Genomic DNA, 17,474 nt, shown 5'->3' with positions numbered 1-17,474 from the left:
CTCGCGCCGCGATTCGAAGCATCGCACGACTTGAAGAGATAAATCAACCTAGAGTTAATTTTTTGAAATCGTGTGAGCGCGGCGGTCGGTCCACCCGTCGAGTGGACAGGCGTAAACCTTGCAGACGCCTGGATCGTCGCCCATCCGGAGACTCGACCCTTTGCGCTTCAAGCTCGGCTGCAGCCTCGCCTACGAGGTGAAGACGCCCACGACCTTCATCTTCAATGTGGAGGTCGCCCACCTGAAGAGCCTCGCGGTGATGAGCGAGACCCTCACGCTCGCGCCCGACCTCTCCCGCCGGAGAACCATCACGCCGGATCTCAGGAACCGCTATCTCGGCGTGAACGTGCTGCCCGGCCCGTTTTCGCTGGAATACGATGCGGAAGTCGAACTCAAGGTGGTGCGCGCCGATCCGGAAACGATTTCCGAAACGCCGGTCTCGGAACTGCCGATCGACATCCTGCCGTTCCTGCTGCCGAGCCGCTTCGTTTCGTCCGACCGGCTGGCCCCCTTCGCCGAGGCCGAGTTCGGCCACCTGCCCAAGGGACACAAGCGCGTCACCGCGATCTGCAACTGGATCCACGACCACATCGCCTATCGGCGCGGCGCCAGCGACGGCGAGACCACGGCCGACGAGAGCCTGCTGAAGCGGGCGGGGGTGTGCCGCGACTTCGCCCATCTCGGCACCGCCTTCTGCCGCGCGCTGGGCATCCCGGCCCGGTTCGTGAGCTGCTATGCCTACGGCCTCGTGCCGAGGGATTTCCACGCCGTGTTCGAGGCCTATCTCGACGGGCGCTGGTGGCTGTTCGACGCCACGCGCCAAGCCCATCTCGACGGGCTCGTGCGCATCGGCATCGGCCGCGACGCCGCCGAGATCGCCTTCGCCACGCCCTACGGCGAGATGGAGCCGACGGGCATGGAAATCCGCATCGACCGCGCCGACGGTGGCCCGGAGGCGACCGAGCGCACGGTCGATGCGATCTCGACGGAGGAGCCGGCGCCCCATGCCGGGGCGGCGTAAGAGGATCGTCCACGTCGGACACCTCGACATCTCCCCCGATCCTTGCATCCTGTGATCAGAGGCAGGAGCGACCCGGAATGCCCTATCGCCACACCGTCGGCCCGCGCACCCACGTCTTCGCCGACCTCGCGTCCCTGATGGCCAAGGCGACGCCGATCCGCTCCGGCGATTGTCTCGCCGGCATCGCCGCGGATTCGGCGGAGGAGAACATGGCGGCGCGCTGGTGCCTCGCCGAGGTGCCGTTGAAGGACATCCTGGCCCGACCGCTGATCGCTTACGAGGACGACGACGTCACCCGCCTGATCCTCGACGATCACGACGAGACGGCGTTTTCCGAGATCGCGCATCTCACCGTCGGCGACTTCCGCGAGTTCCTGCTCACGGCCTCGTCCGAGACGCTGGCCCGCATCGCGCCCGGCGTCACGCCGGAGATCGCGGCGGCGGTCTCGAAGATCATGCGCAACCAGGACCTGATCCTGGTCGCCCGCAAGTGTCGCGTCGTCACGAAGTTCCGCAACACCATCGGCCTGCCCGGCACGCTGGCCGTGCGGCTCCAGCCCAACCATCCGACCGACAATCTGGCCGGTGTCACCGCCTCGATTCTCGACGGCCTCTCCTACGGCTGCGGCGATGCGGTGATCGGCATCAACCCGGTCTCCGATTCGATCCAGACCATGGGGGGCCTGCTGCGGCTGTTCGACGGGATCATCGCTCGCTTGGAGATCCCGACGCAGGCCTGCGTGCTCACCCACGTCACCACCACCCTCGACGCGATGAACCGGGGGCTGCCGGTCGATCTCGTGTTCCAGTCGATCGCGGGTACGCAGAAGGCCAATGCCAGCTTCGGCGTCACCCTGCCGATCCTGCAGGAGGCGCACGAGGCGGCACTCGCGCTCAAGCGCGGCAGCCTCGGCGACAACGTGATGTATTTCGAGACCGGTCAGGGCTCGGCGCTCTCGGCCGACGCCCATCACGGCATCGACCAGCAGACCCTGGAGGCCCGCGCCTATGCGGTGGCCCGGCGCTACCGGCCGCTTCTGGTCAACACGGTGGTGGGCTTCATCGGGCCGGAATATCTCTACAACGGCAAGGAGATCATCCGGGCCGGGCTGGAGGACCATTTCTGCGGCAAGCTGATGGGCGTGCCGCTCGGCGTCGATGTCTGCTACACCAACCACGCCGAGGCCGATCAGGACGACATGGACACCCTGCTCACGCTCCTGGGTGCCGCCGGCTGCACCTACGTGATGGGCATCCCCGGCGCCGACGACGTGATGCTGAACTACCAGTCCACCTCGTTTCACGATCAGCTCTACATCCGCGAGGTGCTGGGGCTGAAGCGGGCGCCGGAATTCGAGGAATGGCTCGCCCGCATCGGCCTGACCGATGCCGCCGGCACCCTGCTTCCCGGCGGGGCCGCCGCCCGCCTGCTCACCGCCGCGCCGGACCTCGCCGCATGAGTGAGACCGACGATCTCTGGCAGCGCCTTGCCGGGCTGACCCCGGCCCGGATCGGCCTCGGACGCGCGGGCGCCGGCCTGCCGACCCGCGAGGTGCTGAAATTCGGTCTCGCCCACGCCCAGGCCCGCGACGCCGTTCACACGCCGCTGGAGGCGGCGCAGGTGGCATCCGAGATCGAGGCCTTGGGGTTCGCGACCGTCACCGTCGCCTCCCGCGTTGAGGACCGGGCGACCTATCTGCGCCGCCCCGATTACGGTCGCCGCCTCTCTCCCGAGAGCCGCAAGGCGCTCGCGGAGGCCGCAGGCGAGCCCGCCGACCTCGCCCTCGTCGTCGCCGACGGCCTCTCGGCCCGCGCGGTCCACGAGGGCGCGGCGGCCATGCTCAAAGCCTTCAAGCCGCATGCGGACAAGGCCGGCTGGCGCCTCGCCCCGGTGACCATCGCCGCCCAAGCCCGCGTCGCCCTCGGCGACGAGGCCGGCGAGGCCTTGAAGGCCCGCGCCGTCGCGGTGCTGATCGGCGAGCGCCCCGGCCTGTCCTCGCCCGACAGTCTCGGTCTCTACGTCACCTTCGACCCCAGACCCGGTCGCTCGGACGCGGAGCGCAACTGCATCTCGAACGTCCGCCCGGCCGGGCTCTCGCACGATCTTGCCGCGTTCAAGCTCAACTGGCTGCTGAGCCAGGCCTTTTCACGCGGGCTGACGGGTGTGAACCTCAAGGACGAGAGCGACCGCCTGATCGAATCGGGCGAGGCCGCCGCCGCGATCGAATCGCGCTGAGCCACGCGTTCCCCGCCCGAGCAGCTCGCGCGGACGAGGCTTCGTCCTGAGGCATCGCACGGGTGAGGGTTCGGCTGTCCGCGAAGCCTGCAAACGCCGGCTCGCCCGACCGCGGCCATGCTCTGCCGTGACCTGCCCGAAGCGTGGCTGTTGCGAGCCCGACACACCGCGAAACCAACCCGACTTTGCCTTGGGGAGTGCCTTCGAGCGCCGCAATCCCACCATAAACCGGGACGACTTCCGGGGTCGCGGTAAATGCAGTCGCTCCAACGATTTATCGCGGAGTTTCGAGGGCGTCGAACGGCGCTTTCGCGAAGCCCCCTCCGGGGGTCAGCGGCCTCGGATGCGTAGCGGGACCGGGGCACGAGATCAGCGATGGACGCGCGTCAGACCGACAAGTCGAAGCTGCCGAGCCGGCACGTGACGGAGGGGCCCGAGCGGGCACCGCACCGCTCGTATCTCTACGCCATGGGCCTCACCACCGAGCAGATCCATCAGCCGCTCGTCGGCGTGGCCTCCTGCTGGAACGAGGCGGCGCCCTGCAACATTTCGCTGATGCGCCAGGCGCAGGCGGTGAAGAAGGGCGTGGCCGCCGCCAAGGGCACGCCGCGCGAGTTCTGCACCATCACGGTCACCGACGGCATCGCCATGGGCCATGGCGGCATGCGCGCCTCGCTGCCCTCGCGCGAGGTCATCGCCGATTCGGTCGAGCTGACGATCCGCGGCCATTCCTACGACGCCCTCGTGGGTCTCGCCGGCTGCGACAAGTCCCTGCCCGGCATGATGATGGCGATGGTGCGCCTCAACGTGCCGTCGATCTTCATCTACGGCGGCTCGATCCTGCCCGGCTCGTTCCGCGGCCGTCCCGTCACCGTGCAGGACCTGTTCGAGGCCGTCGGCAAGGTCGCCGTCGGCGACATGAGCCTCGACGACCTCGACGAGCTGGAGCGGGTCGCCTGCCCCTCCGCGGGTGCCTGCGGCGCGCAATTCACCGCCAACACCATGGCGACCGTCTCGGAGGCCATCGGCCTCGCCCTGCCCTACTCTGCGGGCGCCCCGGCGCCGTACGAGATTCGCGACCAATTCTGCGCCGCAGCCGGCGAGAAGGTCATGGAGCTGATCGCCAAGAACATCCGCCCGCGCGACATCGTCACCCGCAAGGCGCTGGAGAACGCCGCCGCGACGGTGGCGGCCTCCGGCGGCTCGACCAACGCGGCTTTGCACCTGCCGGCGATCGCGCATGAATGCGGCATCGAGTTCACGCTGTTCGACGTGGCCGAGATCTTCCGCAAGACGCCGTACATCGCCGACCTCAAGCCGGGCGGGCGCTACGTCGCCAAGGACATGTTCGAGGTCGGCGGCATTCCGCTTCTGATGAAGACGCTGCTCGACCACGGCTACCTGCACGGCGACTGCCTCACCGTCACCGGCCGGACCATCGCGGAAAACCTCGCCAAGGTCGCCTGGAATCCGGATCAGGATGTGGTGCGCCCGGCCGACCGGCCGATCACCGTCACCGGCGGCGTGGTGGGTTTGCGCGGCAACCTCGCCCCGGAGGGCGCGATCGTGAAGGTCGCGGGCATGTCTGCTGAAAAGCAGATGTTCACCGGCCCGGCCCGCGTGTTCGATGGCGAGGAAGCCTGCTTCGAGGCCGTGCAGAACCGCACCTACAAGCCGGGCGAGGTTCTGGTCATCCGCTACGAGGGCCCGAAGGGGGGCCCCGGCATGCGCGAGATGCTCTCGACCACCGCGGCTCTCTACGGCCAGGGGATGGGCGACACGGTGGCGCTCATCACCGACGGGCGCTTCTCCGGCGCGACCCGCGGCTTCTGCGTCGGCCATGTCGGCCCCGAGGCCGCCATCGGCGGGCCGATCGGCTTGCTTCGCGACGGCGACATGATCACGCTCGACGCGATCAAGGGCACGCTGGACGTGGCGCTCTCCGACGAGGAACTGGCCCAGCGCCGCTCGGAATGGACGCCGCGGGGCAACACCGCGACTTCCGGCTATCTCTGGAAATACGCGCAGACCGTGGGCCCCGCGGTCAACGGCGCCGTCACGCATCCGGGCGGCGCCCAGGAGACGCACATCTATGCCGACATCTAGGACTGTCCCATACCGGCCCGCGTGGCCGGCCGGGGCCGATCCGGGTCGGCTCCGCACGGCCCTGCTCGCCGGCTTCCTGGGCTTCACGCTGATGCTCGCCGCCAACGAGCCGACGACGGCGCTCGACGCGGCCGCGCGCACCCCCGTGCCCGAGAAAGGCTTTCGGTCGGGCCGCGACGCCCTCCGCTCGGGCGTGCGCGACTACAACGCGGGCGACAAGCAGGGCGCCGTGCGGGCGCTGGAATACGCCGCCGATCAGGGCCAGACCCTGGCTTTGTGGAAGCTCGGCCGCATGTACGCGGCGGGCGACGGCGTGCCCCAGGACGACCTCAAGGCGTTCGAGTACTTTTCGCGCATCGCCGACGACACCACCGACGACGCCCCCGACACGCCGAATTCCGGCGTGCTGGCCAGCGCCTTCAACGCGCTCGGCACCTACTTCCTGGAGGGGATCAAGGGCACCTACGTGCGCTCGAACCCCGAGCGCGCCTACGAGATGTTCAACTACGCCGCCTCGTATTTCGGCGACCCGAACGCGCAGTACAATCTCGCCCGGCTCTACCTCGAAGGCACCGGCGTCGAGCAGGATCCGCGCAAGGCCGCGCGCTGGTTCAACCTCGCCGCCGAGAAGGGCCACCGCCCGGCGCAGGCGCTGCTGGGCGACCTCCTGGTCAACGGCACCGGCATGCCGCGCCAAACGGTGAAGGGCCTGAGCTGGCTTGCGCTGGCGCGGGCCGGCGTGCAGGGCGCGTCGGACGCCTGGATCGTCGATCTCTACGACAAGGCCTGGGCCTCGGCGAGCGAGGCCGACCGGGCCGACGCCATGGCCCAGGCGCAGACGCTCTCCACGGGCTCGACGCGCAAGCGGCGCTGATCGCTCCCGAACCGGTCCACGCCGGTTCGGGCCGGTCATGGCGGCGTGATCGGGAGGGCACGGCCTTGCGATGACGCATCGGCGCCGCCCCGACGATCGCGGCGGCGGCAACCATCCTCCGGGTCGGCGTGTTCCGACGGCGTGCCGTCGTCTGTACGGCTGCCGGCCGGCAAGGTACTGGGTGCCATGGTGGATGTGTATCCCAAGGCCGACCCCCAGCTGGAGCGCACCGCCGCGATGCTGGCGGAGGCGCGATCCGTCGACGAAGTGGTCGAAATCCTGCGGCTGACGGCCCGGCGCATCGCAGGGTCCGACGGTGCCGCGATCGTCCTGCGCGACGGGCCATCCTGCTTCTATGCGGCCGAAGATTCGATCGAACCGCTCTGGCGCGGTTCCCGCTTTCCCCTCGACGATTGCGTCTCGGGATGGGCGATGCTCCACGGCGAGACCGTCGTGATCCCCGACATCGCCGCCGACCCCCGCGTGCCGCGACCGGCCTACGCCAACAAGGCGATCTGCAGCCTCGTCATGGTTCCGATCGGTGCACCGGAGCCGGTGGCGGCGCTCGGCGCCTATTGGTGCGCCATGGTCCTGTTCGATCCAACGACGCTGGCGCGGCTCGAAACCCTGGCCCGGCAGGCCGGGGAAGCGTTTTCGCGCGTGCGGAAGGGGACGCCGGCGGATGCGGCGATGACGGATCGGGTGACGGCGGTGCCGTAGGCGGATGCGGGCCCGACGTGCGGAGCGCGTCCGCCCGTCCCCTCGGATCAGGTCCACCGTTGCGTTCCGGCGGCTGCGACCGACCCCTCCGGCGCGACCCATCGCGCCCAGGCAGGCCCGGACAGGGTCACCCGGAGGAACGGGGTGCCGCGGCACCCCGCCCACAATTCGGCGGGAGGCCGGGTACTGCCGTCTGCCTATGGCTTCCCCGACAGCGCCGCCTTCAGCCGCTCGTTCCGCGAGGCCTACGGCCTGCGCCCTTGCCGCCGCCACAGGCCCGGTCGCCGACATGGGGGCGGAGACGGCGGAGGCGGATCTGTTCTCGGAGCGGATGCGGGCGGTCGCGCCGGAGGGCGATGGGGCTTCAGGCCGTCTCCACCCGTGGGTCGAGCCGGGGCCGCCCGCCCGCGAAGCGGGTGCGCAGCACCGTCGCGGCAGCCCGCGCCAGCGCCGGAGGCGACAGGAAATCGGTGAGGCCGAGGCTGCGGCCCGCATAGGCGAACAGCCGGGCCGCCTGCGCCGGATCGCGGGCGGCGGCCTCCAGCATCAGGCGTTCGGGCAGCCACCAGCGGCGTCCGCGGGCGTAGCTCGCGATGTGCCATGCGTGGCCCGCCAGCTCCCGGCGGTGGCGCCGGGCGTAGGCCTTGAGGGCGTGGTCGATCGAGCCGTGCGACAGGATCGTCTCGGCGCTGGCTTCGACCAGCCAAGCCGCCGATTGGAGGGCGAAGGCGCAGCCGGTGCCCCAGACCGGATCGACCGAGAGCGCCGCGTCGCCGAGAAGCGCGAGGCCGGGCCGGGCCGGGGGACGGCGCAGGTTCGGCATGTCGACGAAGCCCATCACCGGGCCGACGCGCTCGGCCGCCGCGAGGTTCGGCCCCTCCGGCAAGGCCGCGAGGGTGCGGGCGAGCGCGGCCTCCGGGTCGGCCTTGAAGGCGGGAAGCTGCGCCTTCGGCAGCGTCGCCGCGGCGACCGTGATGCCGTCCTCGTTGGGGAAGGTGTAGCCGATGCCCTCCTCCCCCATCCACATCCGCGAGCGCCCGCCGTTCGGATCGAGGCCGCGATAGGCGGCGTAGTAGAAGAACCGGGCGTTGGGCGTCTCGCGGGCGGTCAGCCCGGCCCAGCGCGCCACCGGCGAGGCGCGCCCGTCCGCCCCGACATGGAGGTGCCCGCGTAGGATCCGCTCGACGCCCTGGCCGTCGCGGACCGTGAGCGAGGCCACCCGCCCGTCCTCGATCCCGAGCCCGGTCGCGGCGTGGCCGGGCAGCCACTCGATGCCGGGCGTGGCGGCGGCGTGCGCGCGGATCAGCGGGTCGAGCCGGATGCGGCGCAGGTTGTAGCCGTGGGTCGGATGCCCCGGTGCCGCCTCGCCCTCGCGGATCCAGCCCCAGCGTGTGTGCAGGTCGAGCCGGTTGCGGACGCCGCCGCTGGCCTCGATCGCCCGGGTCAGGCCGAGCCGCTCCAGCACCGGCAGGGCGCTCGCCTGGATGTAGTGGGTGCAGAGCCGCTTGTAGGCGTCCGGATCCGGGCTGCGCTCCACCAGCGCGACGGTCAGGCCTTCGCGGGCAAACAGCATGGCGGCGGCGCAACCTGCGACGCTTCCTCCCACGATGACGACGTCGTGCGTGACCATGCCGGCCTCCGAGCCCGGTTCGATGGTGACGGCAATGGCTTGCGCGAGGCAAGCGTCGGTGCGCGGGGCGATGCATGGCTCGGCCGTGGACCCGCCCGAGGCGATGCCGCATCGGACGACGCCAGGCGGGTGCACGACGCGACAAGGACAATCGAGCCGAAGACACATCGCAGGATCCGCCCGCCGATGACCGGTCGTCGCGAAAAAACAGCTCCGCGATGTTCCGATGAACGCACTGCGTGTACCGTATCCGATAGGGCTACGACTGATCTGTCGGGGACGACGCCTCGGATCGACAGGCGCAACCCTCGGTGACGACCTGTCCCACGGGATGCCGAGGGGGCTTGCTCAAATCGAGGCGAGACATTTCTCCGTTCCTGAAACATGCCCAACGTGTCGCTCGGCCAAGGCAACACGCGGTCGCATATCGGGCAACTTGCCTTATATGGGCTCAACATCGAGAAAATATTGGGAATATTTAAGATCTATGGCGGGTGATTGTGGATGAAAGAATTTGGCAACAACCACTGAAATTCTTGTGAGGCATGCGGTTTGCTGCGTATCGAGCGCGTCGATCCGCGCCTAGTCTTGTGATGTCCCGGGCCGCGGACCGGGTCGCGGATAGGCGGCGATGCGCTCGAACCTCTCGGAATCCCTCTCCTGGTCGCCGACCGTGGCTCTCTCCTGGTTGTGGGGGCTCGGCTTCTTCTACGCGGTCCACGTGGTGCTGGCCCATGGCTGGGCGGGCTTTGCCGCCTTCGCCCTGCCGAACGCCCTCGGGCTGTTCCTGTTCGGCTGGGTGCTGGGGGATCGGCGCCGCGATCCGGCGGCGATCCTGCGCCGGGCGGAAGGCGCCTATGCCGGGCTGTTCCTGCTGGCGCAGCTCTTCGCGGTGGCCATCACCCTGTTCGCGCTGTTCCGGTATGTCGGCGCGCCCTTGTTCGGCGAGCGGGCGGCCGGCGCCATCGTCGGCCTCGTGCTGGTCGCGGCGATTCTCGGGCACGCGCTGACCTTGCGCCGCCTGCGCTGGGTCCATGCCGGGTTGCTGGCGCTCGGGATCGGCGCGGGATTCGTCGCCTGGACCGGGCTCGGTATGGCGGCGCCCGCTGGACCGACGCCGCTCTTCGTCGCCGACGAGCGTTTCTTCGGCCTCGTCGCCCCGACGCTGGTCGGATTCCTGCTCGGACCCTGGACCGATCTCCAGCATTGGCAGCGGGTGGTGGAGATCCGGCGCGGCGGCGGATCGGTGCGGCTCGCCTACGGAGTCGGCGCCGTCCTCTTCCTCGGGCTCCTCACCCTCAACGCGCTGATCGCCTCCGCGGCGGGGCCGGCCGGAGCCGTGACGACCGCCGATGGCCTCGCCGGGTTCCAGCCGGCGGTGGCCGCCGCCGTTCTGCGAACCGGTCTCGACGGAGCCGGGCTCGCCTTCGCCCTCTGGGCGGCGATCGCCGCTCTCTCCACCATCGACAGCGCCTACGCGGCCCTGCGCTGGTCGATGACCGGGCTGACGGCGCGCAGCCAGTCGGTGCTGCTCACCTTCGTGCCCGCGAGCCTCGTCGCCTCGCCGCTCTGGATCGTCCTCGCCGCGGGGGCCCTCGCCGCGGCGGTCGCGGCGGCGAACCTGTCGATGATCTACCTGATGCTGCCCTTCGCCACCCTGCTCGCGGGTGCTGCCGCCTGCCTGCTGCTGGAGGTGCTCGGCGCCCAGCGGGCCTACGATCCGGTATTGTGCGCGCTGCTGGGCGCCACCGCGGCGCTCCTGGCGGTGGCCGGCTACGTCACCCCCAACGCCGCGCTCCTGACGCTGGCCGCCCTGGTGCCGCTCATCGGCGCCCTGCCGATGCTAGCGCAATATCTCGGCTGGAGCGCGCCCGCCCCGGCGGTTCCGGCCCCGGCGCCCGAGCCCACGGCCACGGTGATCCGCGTCGTCAACGACCACCTCGGCGGCGCCGAGGGCTTCGAGGGCCGCGACTTCGTGATCCGCCTGACGCCGACCTACGACGACACCAACTCGGTCGGGAACATCTATTTTGCCAACTACGTCCGCTGGGTCGGCAAGGCGCGCGAATTGTTCTTCCGGCATTGCGTCCCGGATTTCGATCTCGCCTCGACCGAGTTCTACATCCTGACGAAGTCGTTCCAGCACGATTTCCGCCGCGAGGCGCGGGAGTTCGAGGCGCTGACGGTGCGCATCCGGGTGAAGCACGCCAACCGCAAGTTCGTGACGCTGGAGCATGAGATCCACAGCGCGGCGCAGGGGCTGCTGGGGCGCGGCGAGCAGAGCCTGATGTTCGTGGACACGCGGACCTACCGGCCGCTCGATATCCCCAAAAGCATCGTCGAGGGGTTTCTGCCGTATGCGCCCGCAGGCGCCGCGCCGGCGCGCTGGCGCGAGGAGCCGGCGCTTGCGCCGCCGATGGCGTCGTAGGATCGAGCATCCTTCGCGGGCGGGCCGAGAGAAATCCGGCCGCGTCCGCAGTGTCGGCCTTCGAGGTCGATCAGTGACCCTTTGCCTGCTCGGCCGCGAACCGCGCCTGCTGGTCGGGGCTCGCCTCGGTCTGGTGCGTCCGCTTCCACTCCTCGTAGGGCATGCCGTAGACGTGCTCGCGACTCTGGTCCTTGGTGAGGGCGAGCCCCCGCTCGTCGGCGGCGTCCTTGAGCCAATTCGACAGGCAGTTCCGGCAGAAGCCCGCCAGATTCATCAAGTCGATGTTCTGCACGTCGGTGCGGTTGCGCAGATGCGCGACGAGCCGGCGGAACACCGCCGCCTCCAATTCGGTCTGCGTGGCGGGATCGATCTCGGACATGGGCTGGCCTTCGGTGGGGTGAGATGTCGCTGAGGTCGTCCTGGCACGCGCCCACGTCAAGCCGGCCCTCCGCTCCGGCGGTTTTTACGCTGCATCGCGGGACCGATCCCGGCGGCCTGAGCGTTCTCCCGTCCGAGACCGGCCACGCCGCTTGGCGCGGTGGCCTGAGCGAGACAAGAGGAGTTCCACCATGGTTGACACGGATCGCATCGTCGGCGCCGCCAAGGATCTGGGCGGGCGGGCGCAGGGCGTGGTCGGCGACGCCGTCGGCTCGGACCGGGACTCGCTTGAGGGCCGCTACCGCGAGGCGGAAGGCAAGGCCCAGCGCCTCTACGGGCAGGCCAAGGACACCGTGCGCGACGTCGCCGACGATCTCGGTGACTATGCCAGCGACGCCTACGACCGCGTCTCGCGCCACGGCGGCACGTATCTGCGCGACGGGCGCGAGCGGGTGCAGAGCCAGGTCGGCGAGAACCCGTTCCTGGCCCTGCTGATCGCGGGCGCGGTCGGCTACGGCCTCGCCCTGCTCGTGAACAATTCGCGCCGCTGAGGCCGAGAGCAAGGGGCCGGCGCGGTGAAGGCGCCGGCCCTGAAAAGTCCGAAAGAGCTACTGCGCGGTCCAGCCGCCATCCATGGCGAGGTTGGCGCCGGTGATCTGGCTGGCGCCGTCGCCGCACAGGAACACCGCGAGCGCGGCCACCTGATCGACGGTGACGAATTCCTTGGTCGGCTGCGCCTTCAGGAGCACGTCCTCGATCACCTGCTCCTTGGTGAGGCCGCGCGCCTTCATCGTGTCGGGGATCTGGCTCTCGACCAGGGGCGTCCAGACATAGCCCGGCGAGATGCAATTGACCGTGATGCCGAAGGTCGCGAGTTCGAGCGCCGCCGACTTGGTGAGCCCACTGATCCCGTGCTTGGCCGCGACATAGGCCGACTTGTAGGGCGAGGCGACGAGCGAATGCGCCGAGGCCGTATTGATGATCCGGCCCCAGCCCTTGGTCTTCATGTGGGGGATCGCCGCCCGCATGGTGTGGAACGCCGAGGACAGGTTGAGCGCGATGATCTGGTCCCACTTCTCCAGCGGGAATTCCTCGATCGGCGAGACGAACTGCACGCCCGCGTTGTTGACGAGGATATCGACGCTGCCGAAGGTCTCGACGGCGAGGTCGATCAATCCGCCGATCTCGGCGGGCTTGGTCAGGTCGGCGGGCGAATAGGCCGCTTTCACGCCGAACTCGCTCTCGATCTTGGTGCGGGCCGCCTCGATCTCCTCGGGCTTGCCGAAACCGTTGAGGACGACGTTGGCACCTTCCTTGGCGAACCCTCGCGCGATGGCGAGGCCGATGCCGCTGGTGGAGCCGGTGACGACGGCGGTTTTCCCTGTGAGGCTCATGGAAACGTCTCTCCGTTGCGCGCCGCGCGGGCAGTCCGGCACGGACATGCCCGAAGGCGGGGGCGAAGTCGAACGAGAGCCGCCGGTACGGTCATGACAGCCCACTCCCGTCGTCATTCCCGGGGTCGCCGAAGGCGAGATCCCGGAATCCGCCCGTGATGCGGGATCCCCGGCTCAAGCGGCGACGTGGCGCCCGGTCGGGATTCCGGGTTCCGCTCGCGCGGCCCCGGAATGACGGTCGTTGCGGGTGATAGGAAGGCAGTGAACGCGGCCCATCGGGTCGCCACGGTTGACACCCGCGCCCGCTTTCCCGACATCACCCCCCACCGCGCCGGGGGGCCTGCGGACCCGAATTGGACTGGACCGACATTCGATGGCGGCGACGCGCTCCTATCTCGACTTCGAAAAGCCCGTCGCGGAACTCGAAGCCAAGCTCGAAGAACTCCGGGCCCTCGGCCAGCGCGACGGCGCGGTGTCGATCAGCGAGGAGGTCGGTCGCTTAGAGGCCAAGGCCGCCCAGGCGCTCTCCGACCTCTATGCCGGGCTCACCCCCTGGCAGAAAACGCAGGTCGCCCGCCATCCGCAGCGGCCGCACTTCGTCGATTACTGCGCCGGGCTGATCGAGGAATTTACGCCGCTGGCCGGCGACCGCAGCTTCGGCGAGGACGAGGCCATCATCGGCGGGTTCGGACGCTTCCGCGGCCGACCGGTGCTGGTGCTCGGCCAGGAGAAGGGCGCGACCACGGAAGCGCGCCTGCGCCACAACTTCGGCATGGCCCGGCCCGAGGGCTACCGCAAGGCGGTGCGCCTGATGGAGACCGCCGACCGCTTCGGCCTGCCGGTGCTGGCCTTCGTCGACACCGCCGGCGCCTTCCCCGGCATCGAGGCCGAGGAGCGCGGGCAGGCCGAGGCCATCGCCCGCTCCACCGAGGCCTGCCTCGCGCTCGGCGTCCCGAACGTGGCGATCGTCATCGGCGAGGGCGGATCGGGCGGGGCCATCGCCATCGCCACCGCCAACAAGGTGCTGATGCTGGAACACGCGATCTACAGCGTGATCTCGCCCGAGGGCGCCGCCTCGATCCTGTGGCGCGACCAGGGCCGGGCGCATGAGGCCGCCACCGCCATGAAGATCACCGCCCAGGATCTCCTGCGGTTGGGCATCGTCGACGGCATCGTGCCCGAAGCGACCGGCGGCGCCCACCGCGACCGCGAGGCGGCGCTTGCCGCGGTCGGCGACGCGCTCGCCCGGGCGCTGGCGGAATTCGACGGTCTCGGCCCGGACGAGATCCGCGACCGGCGCGCTCAGAAGTTCCTGGAGATCGGCCGCAAGCTCTGAGGCGGGGCCGTGGCGCCCCTCCCCCTCGCCCGGTTGCTGGGGCGTCTGCGGAAACGCTTGCCCCATCGCCTGCAGCTCCGCGACACCCGCGAGCCGGGCGCGCTCAACCACGTGTCGCTGGGCAGCCACTGCCACATGGCGCAGATCCTCAAGGCCGAGGGGCTGCGCACGTGGTCCGGGCCGTTCGACTGGATCTTCTCCGCGCCCGGCATGGTCCGTGACTGCCTCGCGGACGATTTCTCGGCGCTTCTCGACCGCACCCAGTACGAGAGCACGCCGCCGGACGAGCGCATGGCACCGGACGAGACGCGCTGCGGGCATCGGCTCTACCGCGAGCGACATGCGATCCCGTTCGTGTTCAACCACCACGACCCGGCCGCGAGCGACGACGATTTCCGCTTCCTCCAGGCCGGCGTCCGGCGCCTGCGCACGGCGCTCGATGCACCGGGGACGCGAAACCGCTTCTACTTGATGACGACGGTTCCCACGGCCGATGAGGTTTTCCCCGCGATTCGCAAGCTGCTCGCCGCCCGGCGTGCGCAAAACCACCTGACGGTGCTGGAACTCGCTCCCGGCGCGGTGCATCCCTCGATCGTCGAGCGAGCCAGGGAGGACGGCTTCGACTGGCTGAAGGTCGAGACCCGCTCGCCCTCCACCGGAATCCGCTTCGCCGACCCCGCCGATGACGCCTTCGTGACCGCCCTGGTGCGGGAGCGGGCGCGACTTCCTCGGGAACCGTAACCCGCGGGCCACACTGGCCGACCAAATGCGGCGATGCCTTGTGGTAAGGTCCGGGTAAGTTTACCCGGTCTATGGGTTACGGGGAGTGGCGTCCGTCAACGGGCTGAAGTCCGGCGGACGAATGTATTCGAGGACGGGTTCCCCATGGCTGTGCGTCCGTTGGCGGCGGCTGCCGCCGCTCTGGCGACGAGCCTCGCGCTCTCTCTCGGTGCCTGCAACGACAGCGCCATGCTCGGCGGCGCCTCGACCCGCAGCCTGACGCCGATTCCGCCGCAGACCCTCTCGCTCATGCAGACCAAGGGCATGAGCCAATCCGACCCGATCCTGATCCGCGCCTTCAAGAAGGAATCGGAGATGGAGGTCTGGAAGCGCACCGGCACCGGCCAGTACGCGCTGCTCAAGACCTTCCCGATCTGCCGCTGGTCGGGCCAGCTCGGCCCCAAGAACAAGCAGGGTGACCGGCAGGCGCCCGAGGGCTTCTACACGATCACGCCGGGTCAGATGAACCCGAATTCCAGCTATTACCTGTCGTTCGACGTCGGCTATCCCAATGCTGTCGATCGCGCCAAGGGCGGCACCGGCAATTACATCATGGTCCACGGCACCTGCTCGTCGGCCGGGTGCTTTGCCATGACCGACGCGTCGATGGCGGAGATCTACGCCATCGCCCGCGAGGCGTTCAACGGCGGCCAGCGCGCGTTCCAGTTCCAGGCCTATCCGTTCCGGATGACGGCGGCGAACATCGCCAAGTTCCGCAACGATCCGAACGCCCCGTTCTGGAAGAACCTCAAGGAGGGCTCGGACTATTTCGAGGCCCTCAAGGACGAGCCGCGGGTCGCCGCCTGCGGCACCAAATACGTGTTCGGCGGGTCGGACGTGGCGGCGGGCAACTGCACCCCGCGGATCGACACCCTGGTGGCCGAGAAGCGCGACCGCGACAACCGCGAGGTCGCCGAGCTGATCGCCAAGGGCACGCCGGCCACCCGCGTGGTCTACGAGGACGGCGGCCAGAACCCGGTCTTCCGCCCGCAACCGGCGCCGACCACCACCTTCGCCAGCCTGACCGATTCCGAGAAGGAGAAGGACAAGGAGCTGGCCTACACGGCCAAGGATTACGGCCGCCACCATCTCGGCGAGGTGAGCCGGCCCGAGAGCCTCGCGCTCGGCCCGAGCGAGATCGAGATCGACGCCAAGGGCAAGCCGATCCTCGTCGCCGCCGCCCCCGCCGACGCGCCCGGCCCGACCAAGGCCGCCGCCGCCCGCAAGGCGAGCGAGAAGCCCGTGACGGTGGTGGCCGTGCAGGCCCCGGCCAAGGACGAGACGAAGCCGGGCGCCAAAGCGGCCCGCATCACCGTGGCCGACGCCGAGGGGGATGCCACCGCCTACCACAAGGTGCTGGGCAACCTCGGCGCCAAGAAGGACAAGGCGGCGGCCGAACCCGATTCTGCCCCGCGCAAGCCGGCGGCGGCAGCCACGAAGCCCAAGCCGGCTCACGAGGCCGCGCCGAAGGCGGCGACCGCATCCGCCAAGTCTCAGGCGGCGGTGACCACGACGGGCTCGCTCAAGAACTGATCGCGGGATTTCGCCCACGCCGTCGCATCGGCGTGGCACGAATCACCTGACGGTTGAACGATCCCCGCGACCGCGCGGGGATCGCGCATTACGATCGACGTTCCGTCCCGGCCAAAGCGGCCCTTCGATTCCGGCCGGGCGCTCTCCCGGTCGCCGCCCGGCCCGAAACCCGGCTGCCTACGCCGAACCGGAGCCCGAGATTTCGCGTTCATCGACGGCCCGGGCCGGGCGCGGCGCCGAGCGCGAAAAACGCTCTTCGAGCCATTCCACCGCTCCCTCCGCATCCGTCGCCGACGGCACATCCGGCAGCACCGGTGGCTGCACGATGACGACCGGCAGCCGCAGCCGGCGCGCCGCCTCGATCTTCGGATAGGTCGCCGTCCCCCCGGAATTCTTCGTCACCAGCACGTCGATCCGGGCCTCCCGCATCAGCCGCATCTCGTCGTCCAGTGAGAACGGCCCGCGGGCGCGCAACGCGGTGACGGTGGGAACCGGCAGCGCGTCGGCGACCGGCTCGATGGTGCGCACGACGTAGGAATGCTGCGGCGCTGCCGCGAAGGCCGGGAGTTCCTGCCGCCCGATCGTCAGGAAAACCCGTTTCGGGATGTCGCCCAGAGCCGGGACGCAGGCCGCGACGCTCTCCACCTCGGTCCACGCATCCCCCGGCTGCCGCACCCAGCAGGGGCGACGGATCGCCAGGAGCGGCACGGCGCCCGCGCGGCACGCCGTGGCAGCGTTGGCGGAGATGCGGGCGGCGAAGGGATGGGTCGCGTCGATCACCGCGGCGACGCCGTGGGCCGCGATCCAGGCCGTCAGCCCGTCCACCCCGCCGAAGCCGCCGATGCGCGTCGGCACCGGCTCGGCCCGCGGCGCGGCCGTGCGCCCGGCGAGCGACAGGGTGATGTCGAGATCCGGCCGCCTGGCCAGCCTTCTGACCAGCGCACTCGCCTCGGTGGTGCCCCCGAGAACGAGAATTTTCGGAGGACGGGGCGCCTCGCCGCCCGGTTGCCCCTGGTCCGCCGCGTTCGTCATTCGTAC

15 protein-coding genes are annotated in these 17,474 nt (G+C 70.0%); 11 read left to right on the top strand and 4 right to left on the bottom strand.

Annotated elements, in window-relative coordinates; genetic code table 11:
- Window positions 1-160 precede the first annotated feature (160 nt).
- The 6 genes from BM140_RS18185 to BM140_RS18160 all read left to right on the top strand — a co-directional run bounded on the left by BM140_RS18185 (window position 161) and on the right by BM140_RS18160 (window position 6,957).
- Window positions 161-1,021 carry a transglutaminase-like domain-containing protein gene (locus BM140_RS18185; protein WP_091949668.1) on the top strand — a complete coding sequence of 287 codons (861 nt, stop codon included), beginning with the start codon at window positions 161-163 and terminating at the stop codon, window positions 1,019-1,021.
- A 77-nt stretch (window positions 1,022-1,098) separates the two neighbouring features.
- Window positions 1,099-2,481 carry an ethanolamine ammonia-lyase subunit EutB gene (locus tag BM140_RS18180; RefSeq protein ID WP_091949665.1) on the top strand — a complete coding sequence of 461 codons (1,383 nt, stop codon included), beginning with the start codon at window positions 1,099-1,101 and terminating at the stop codon, window positions 2,479-2,481.
- The gene (gene eutC / locus BM140_RS18175; RefSeq protein ID WP_091949661.1) at window positions 2,478-3,257 is read left to right on the top strand and encodes an ethanolamine ammonia-lyase subunit EutC; all 780 of its coding nucleotides are present in this window, start codon (window positions 2,478-2,480) and stop codon (window positions 3,255-3,257) included. The genes BM140_RS18180 and eutC overlap by 4 nt, the downstream gene beginning before the upstream one ends.
- A 375-nt stretch (window positions 3,258-3,632) precedes the next feature.
- Window positions 3,633-5,363, top strand: a complete 1,731-nt coding sequence (ilvD, locus tag BM140_RS18170) for a dihydroxy-acid dehydratase (RefSeq protein WP_091949658.1) — start codon at window positions 3,633-3,635, stop codon at window positions 5,361-5,363.
- Window positions 5,350-6,237 carry a tetratricopeptide repeat protein gene (locus BM140_RS18165; protein ID WP_091949654.1) on the top strand — a complete coding sequence of 296 codons (888 nt, stop codon included), beginning with the start codon at window positions 5,350-5,352 and terminating at the stop codon, window positions 6,235-6,237. Before ilvD ends, BM140_RS18165 begins: the two co-directional genes overlap by 14 nt.
- Before the next feature lie 186 nt (window positions 6,238-6,423).
- Window positions 6,424-6,957, top strand: a complete 534-nt coding sequence (locus BM140_RS18160) for a GAF domain-containing protein (protein WP_091949651.1) — start codon at window positions 6,424-6,426, stop codon at window positions 6,955-6,957.
- A 364-nt stretch (window positions 6,958-7,321) separates the two neighbouring features.
- Here BM140_RS18160 and BM140_RS18155 read toward each other — a convergent pair whose 3' ends face one another.
- A complete protein-coding gene (locus tag BM140_RS18155; protein WP_091949809.1) occupies window positions 7,322-8,587 on the bottom strand; it encodes an NAD(P)/FAD-dependent oxidoreductase in 1,266 nt (421 codons plus the stop codon).
- 631 nt (window positions 8,588-9,218) lie between these two features.
- On the opposite strand from BM140_RS18155, the gene BM140_RS18150 reads away from it, so the two are divergent.
- Window positions 9,219-11,015 (top strand): thioesterase family protein, encoded by a 1,797-nt coding sequence (locus BM140_RS18150; RefSeq protein WP_091949648.1) that lies wholly within the window; start codon window positions 9,219-9,221, stop codon window positions 11,013-11,015.
- 70 nt (window positions 11,016-11,085) lie between these two features.
- Here BM140_RS18150 and BM140_RS18145 read toward each other — a convergent pair whose 3' ends face one another.
- Window positions 11,086-11,394: a DUF1244 domain-containing protein gene (locus BM140_RS18145; RefSeq protein WP_091949646.1), complete on the bottom strand. Its 309-nt coding sequence runs from the start codon at window positions 11,392-11,394 to the stop codon at window positions 11,086-11,088.
- A gap of 190 nt (window positions 11,395-11,584) precedes the next feature.
- On the opposite strand from BM140_RS18145, the gene BM140_RS18140 reads away from it, so the two are divergent.
- The gene (locus BM140_RS18140; protein ID WP_091949643.1) at window positions 11,585-11,944 is read left to right on the top strand and encodes a CsbD family protein; all 360 of its coding nucleotides are present in this window, start codon (window positions 11,585-11,587) and stop codon (window positions 11,942-11,944) included.
- Window positions 11,945-12,001: 57 nt separating this feature from the next.
- On the opposite strand, the gene BM140_RS18135 is transcribed toward BM140_RS18140, so the two are convergent.
- Window positions 12,002-12,787, bottom strand: a complete 786-nt coding sequence (locus tag BM140_RS18135) for a 3-hydroxybutyrate dehydrogenase (RefSeq protein WP_091949640.1) — start codon at window positions 12,785-12,787, stop codon at window positions 12,002-12,004.
- Window positions 12,788-13,160: 373 nt separating this feature from the next.
- Here BM140_RS18135 and BM140_RS18130 point away from each other — a divergent pair, with 373 nt between their 5' ends.
- The 3 genes from BM140_RS18130 (at window position 13,161) to BM140_RS18120 (ending at window position 16,436) form a co-directional block, all read left to right on the top strand.
- Window positions 13,161-14,123 (top strand): acetyl-CoA carboxylase carboxyltransferase subunit alpha, encoded by a 963-nt coding sequence (locus BM140_RS18130; RefSeq protein ID WP_091949637.1) that lies wholly within the window; start codon window positions 13,161-13,163, stop codon window positions 14,121-14,123.
- Window positions 14,124-14,180: 57 nt separating this feature from the next.
- Window positions 14,181-14,864, top strand: coding sequence for a DUF1796 family putative cysteine peptidase (locus BM140_RS18125; protein WP_244535485.1), 684 nt, complete (start codon window positions 14,181-14,183; stop codon window positions 14,862-14,864).
- Window positions 14,865-15,008: 144 nt separating this feature from the next.
- Window positions 15,009-16,436 (top strand): L,D-transpeptidase family protein, encoded by a 1,428-nt coding sequence (locus tag BM140_RS18120; RefSeq protein WP_091949635.1) that lies wholly within the window; start codon window positions 15,009-15,011, stop codon window positions 16,434-16,436.
- Window positions 16,437-16,613: 177 nt separating this feature from the next.
- Here BM140_RS18120 and BM140_RS18115 read toward each other — a convergent pair whose 3' ends face one another.
- Window positions 16,614-17,468: a cobalt-precorrin-6A reductase gene (locus BM140_RS18115; RefSeq protein ID WP_091949632.1), complete on the bottom strand. Its 855-nt coding sequence runs from the start codon at window positions 17,466-17,468 to the stop codon at window positions 16,614-16,616.
- Window positions 17,469-17,474 lie beyond the last annotated feature (6 nt).

Origin of the sequence: Methylorubrum salsuginis, from assembly GCF_900114375.1 — a bacterium.
GTDB classification, from domain to species: Bacteria; Pseudomonadota; Alphaproteobacteria; order Rhizobiales; family Beijerinckiaceae; genus Methylobacterium; species Methylobacterium salsuginis.
Note: the sequence above shows the minus strand (reverse complement) of the source record. Positions and strands in the feature narration are given on the sequence as shown.

What these genes read in the sequence shown, in the direction of transcription:
- BM140_RS18135 (WP_091949640.1), bottom strand. Translation starts at nt 12,787, where the DNA reads ATGAGCCTCACAGGGAAAACCGCCGTCGTCACCGGCTCCACCAGCGGC.
- BM140_RS18180 (WP_091949665.1), top strand. Translation starts at nt 1,099, where the DNA reads ATGCCCTATCGCCACACCGTCGGCCCGCGCACCCACGTCTTCGCCGAC.
- eutC (WP_091949661.1), top strand. Translation starts at nt 2,478, where the DNA reads ATGAGTGAGACCGACGATCTCTGGCAGCGCCTTGCCGGGCTGACCCCG.
- BM140_RS18140 (WP_091949643.1), top strand. Translation starts at nt 11,585, where the DNA reads ATGGTTGACACGGATCGCATCGTCGGCGCCGCCAAGGATCTGGGCGGG.
- BM140_RS18120 (WP_091949635.1), top strand. Translation starts at nt 15,009, where the DNA reads ATGGCTGTGCGTCCGTTGGCGGCGGCTGCCGCCGCTCTGGCGACGAGC.
- BM140_RS18150 (WP_091949648.1), top strand. Translation starts at nt 9,219, where the DNA reads ATGCGCTCGAACCTCTCGGAATCCCTCTCCTGGTCGCCGACCGTGGCT.
- BM140_RS18130 (WP_091949637.1), top strand. Translation starts at nt 13,161, where the DNA reads ATGGCGGCGACGCGCTCCTATCTCGACTTCGAAAAGCCCGTCGCGGAA.
- BM140_RS18155 (WP_091949809.1), bottom strand. Translation starts at nt 8,587, where the DNA reads ATGGTCACGCACGACGTCGTCATCGTGGGAGGAAGCGTCGCAGGTTGC.
- ilvD (WP_091949658.1), top strand. Translation starts at nt 3,633, where the DNA reads ATGGACGCGCGTCAGACCGACAAGTCGAAGCTGCCGAGCCGGCACGTG.
- BM140_RS18115 (WP_091949632.1), bottom strand. Translation starts at nt 17,468, where the DNA reads ATGACGAACGCGGCGGACCAGGGGCAACCGGGCGGCGAGGCGCCCCGT.
- BM140_RS18145 (WP_091949646.1), bottom strand. Translation starts at nt 11,394, where the DNA reads ATGTCCGAGATCGATCCCGCCACGCAGACCGAATTGGAGGCGGCGGTG.
- BM140_RS18160 (WP_091949651.1), top strand. Translation starts at nt 6,424, where the DNA reads ATGGTGGATGTGTATCCCAAGGCCGACCCCCAGCTGGAGCGCACCGCC.
- BM140_RS18165 (WP_091949654.1), top strand. Translation starts at nt 5,350, where the DNA reads ATGCCGACATCTAGGACTGTCCCATACCGGCCCGCGTGGCCGGCCGGG.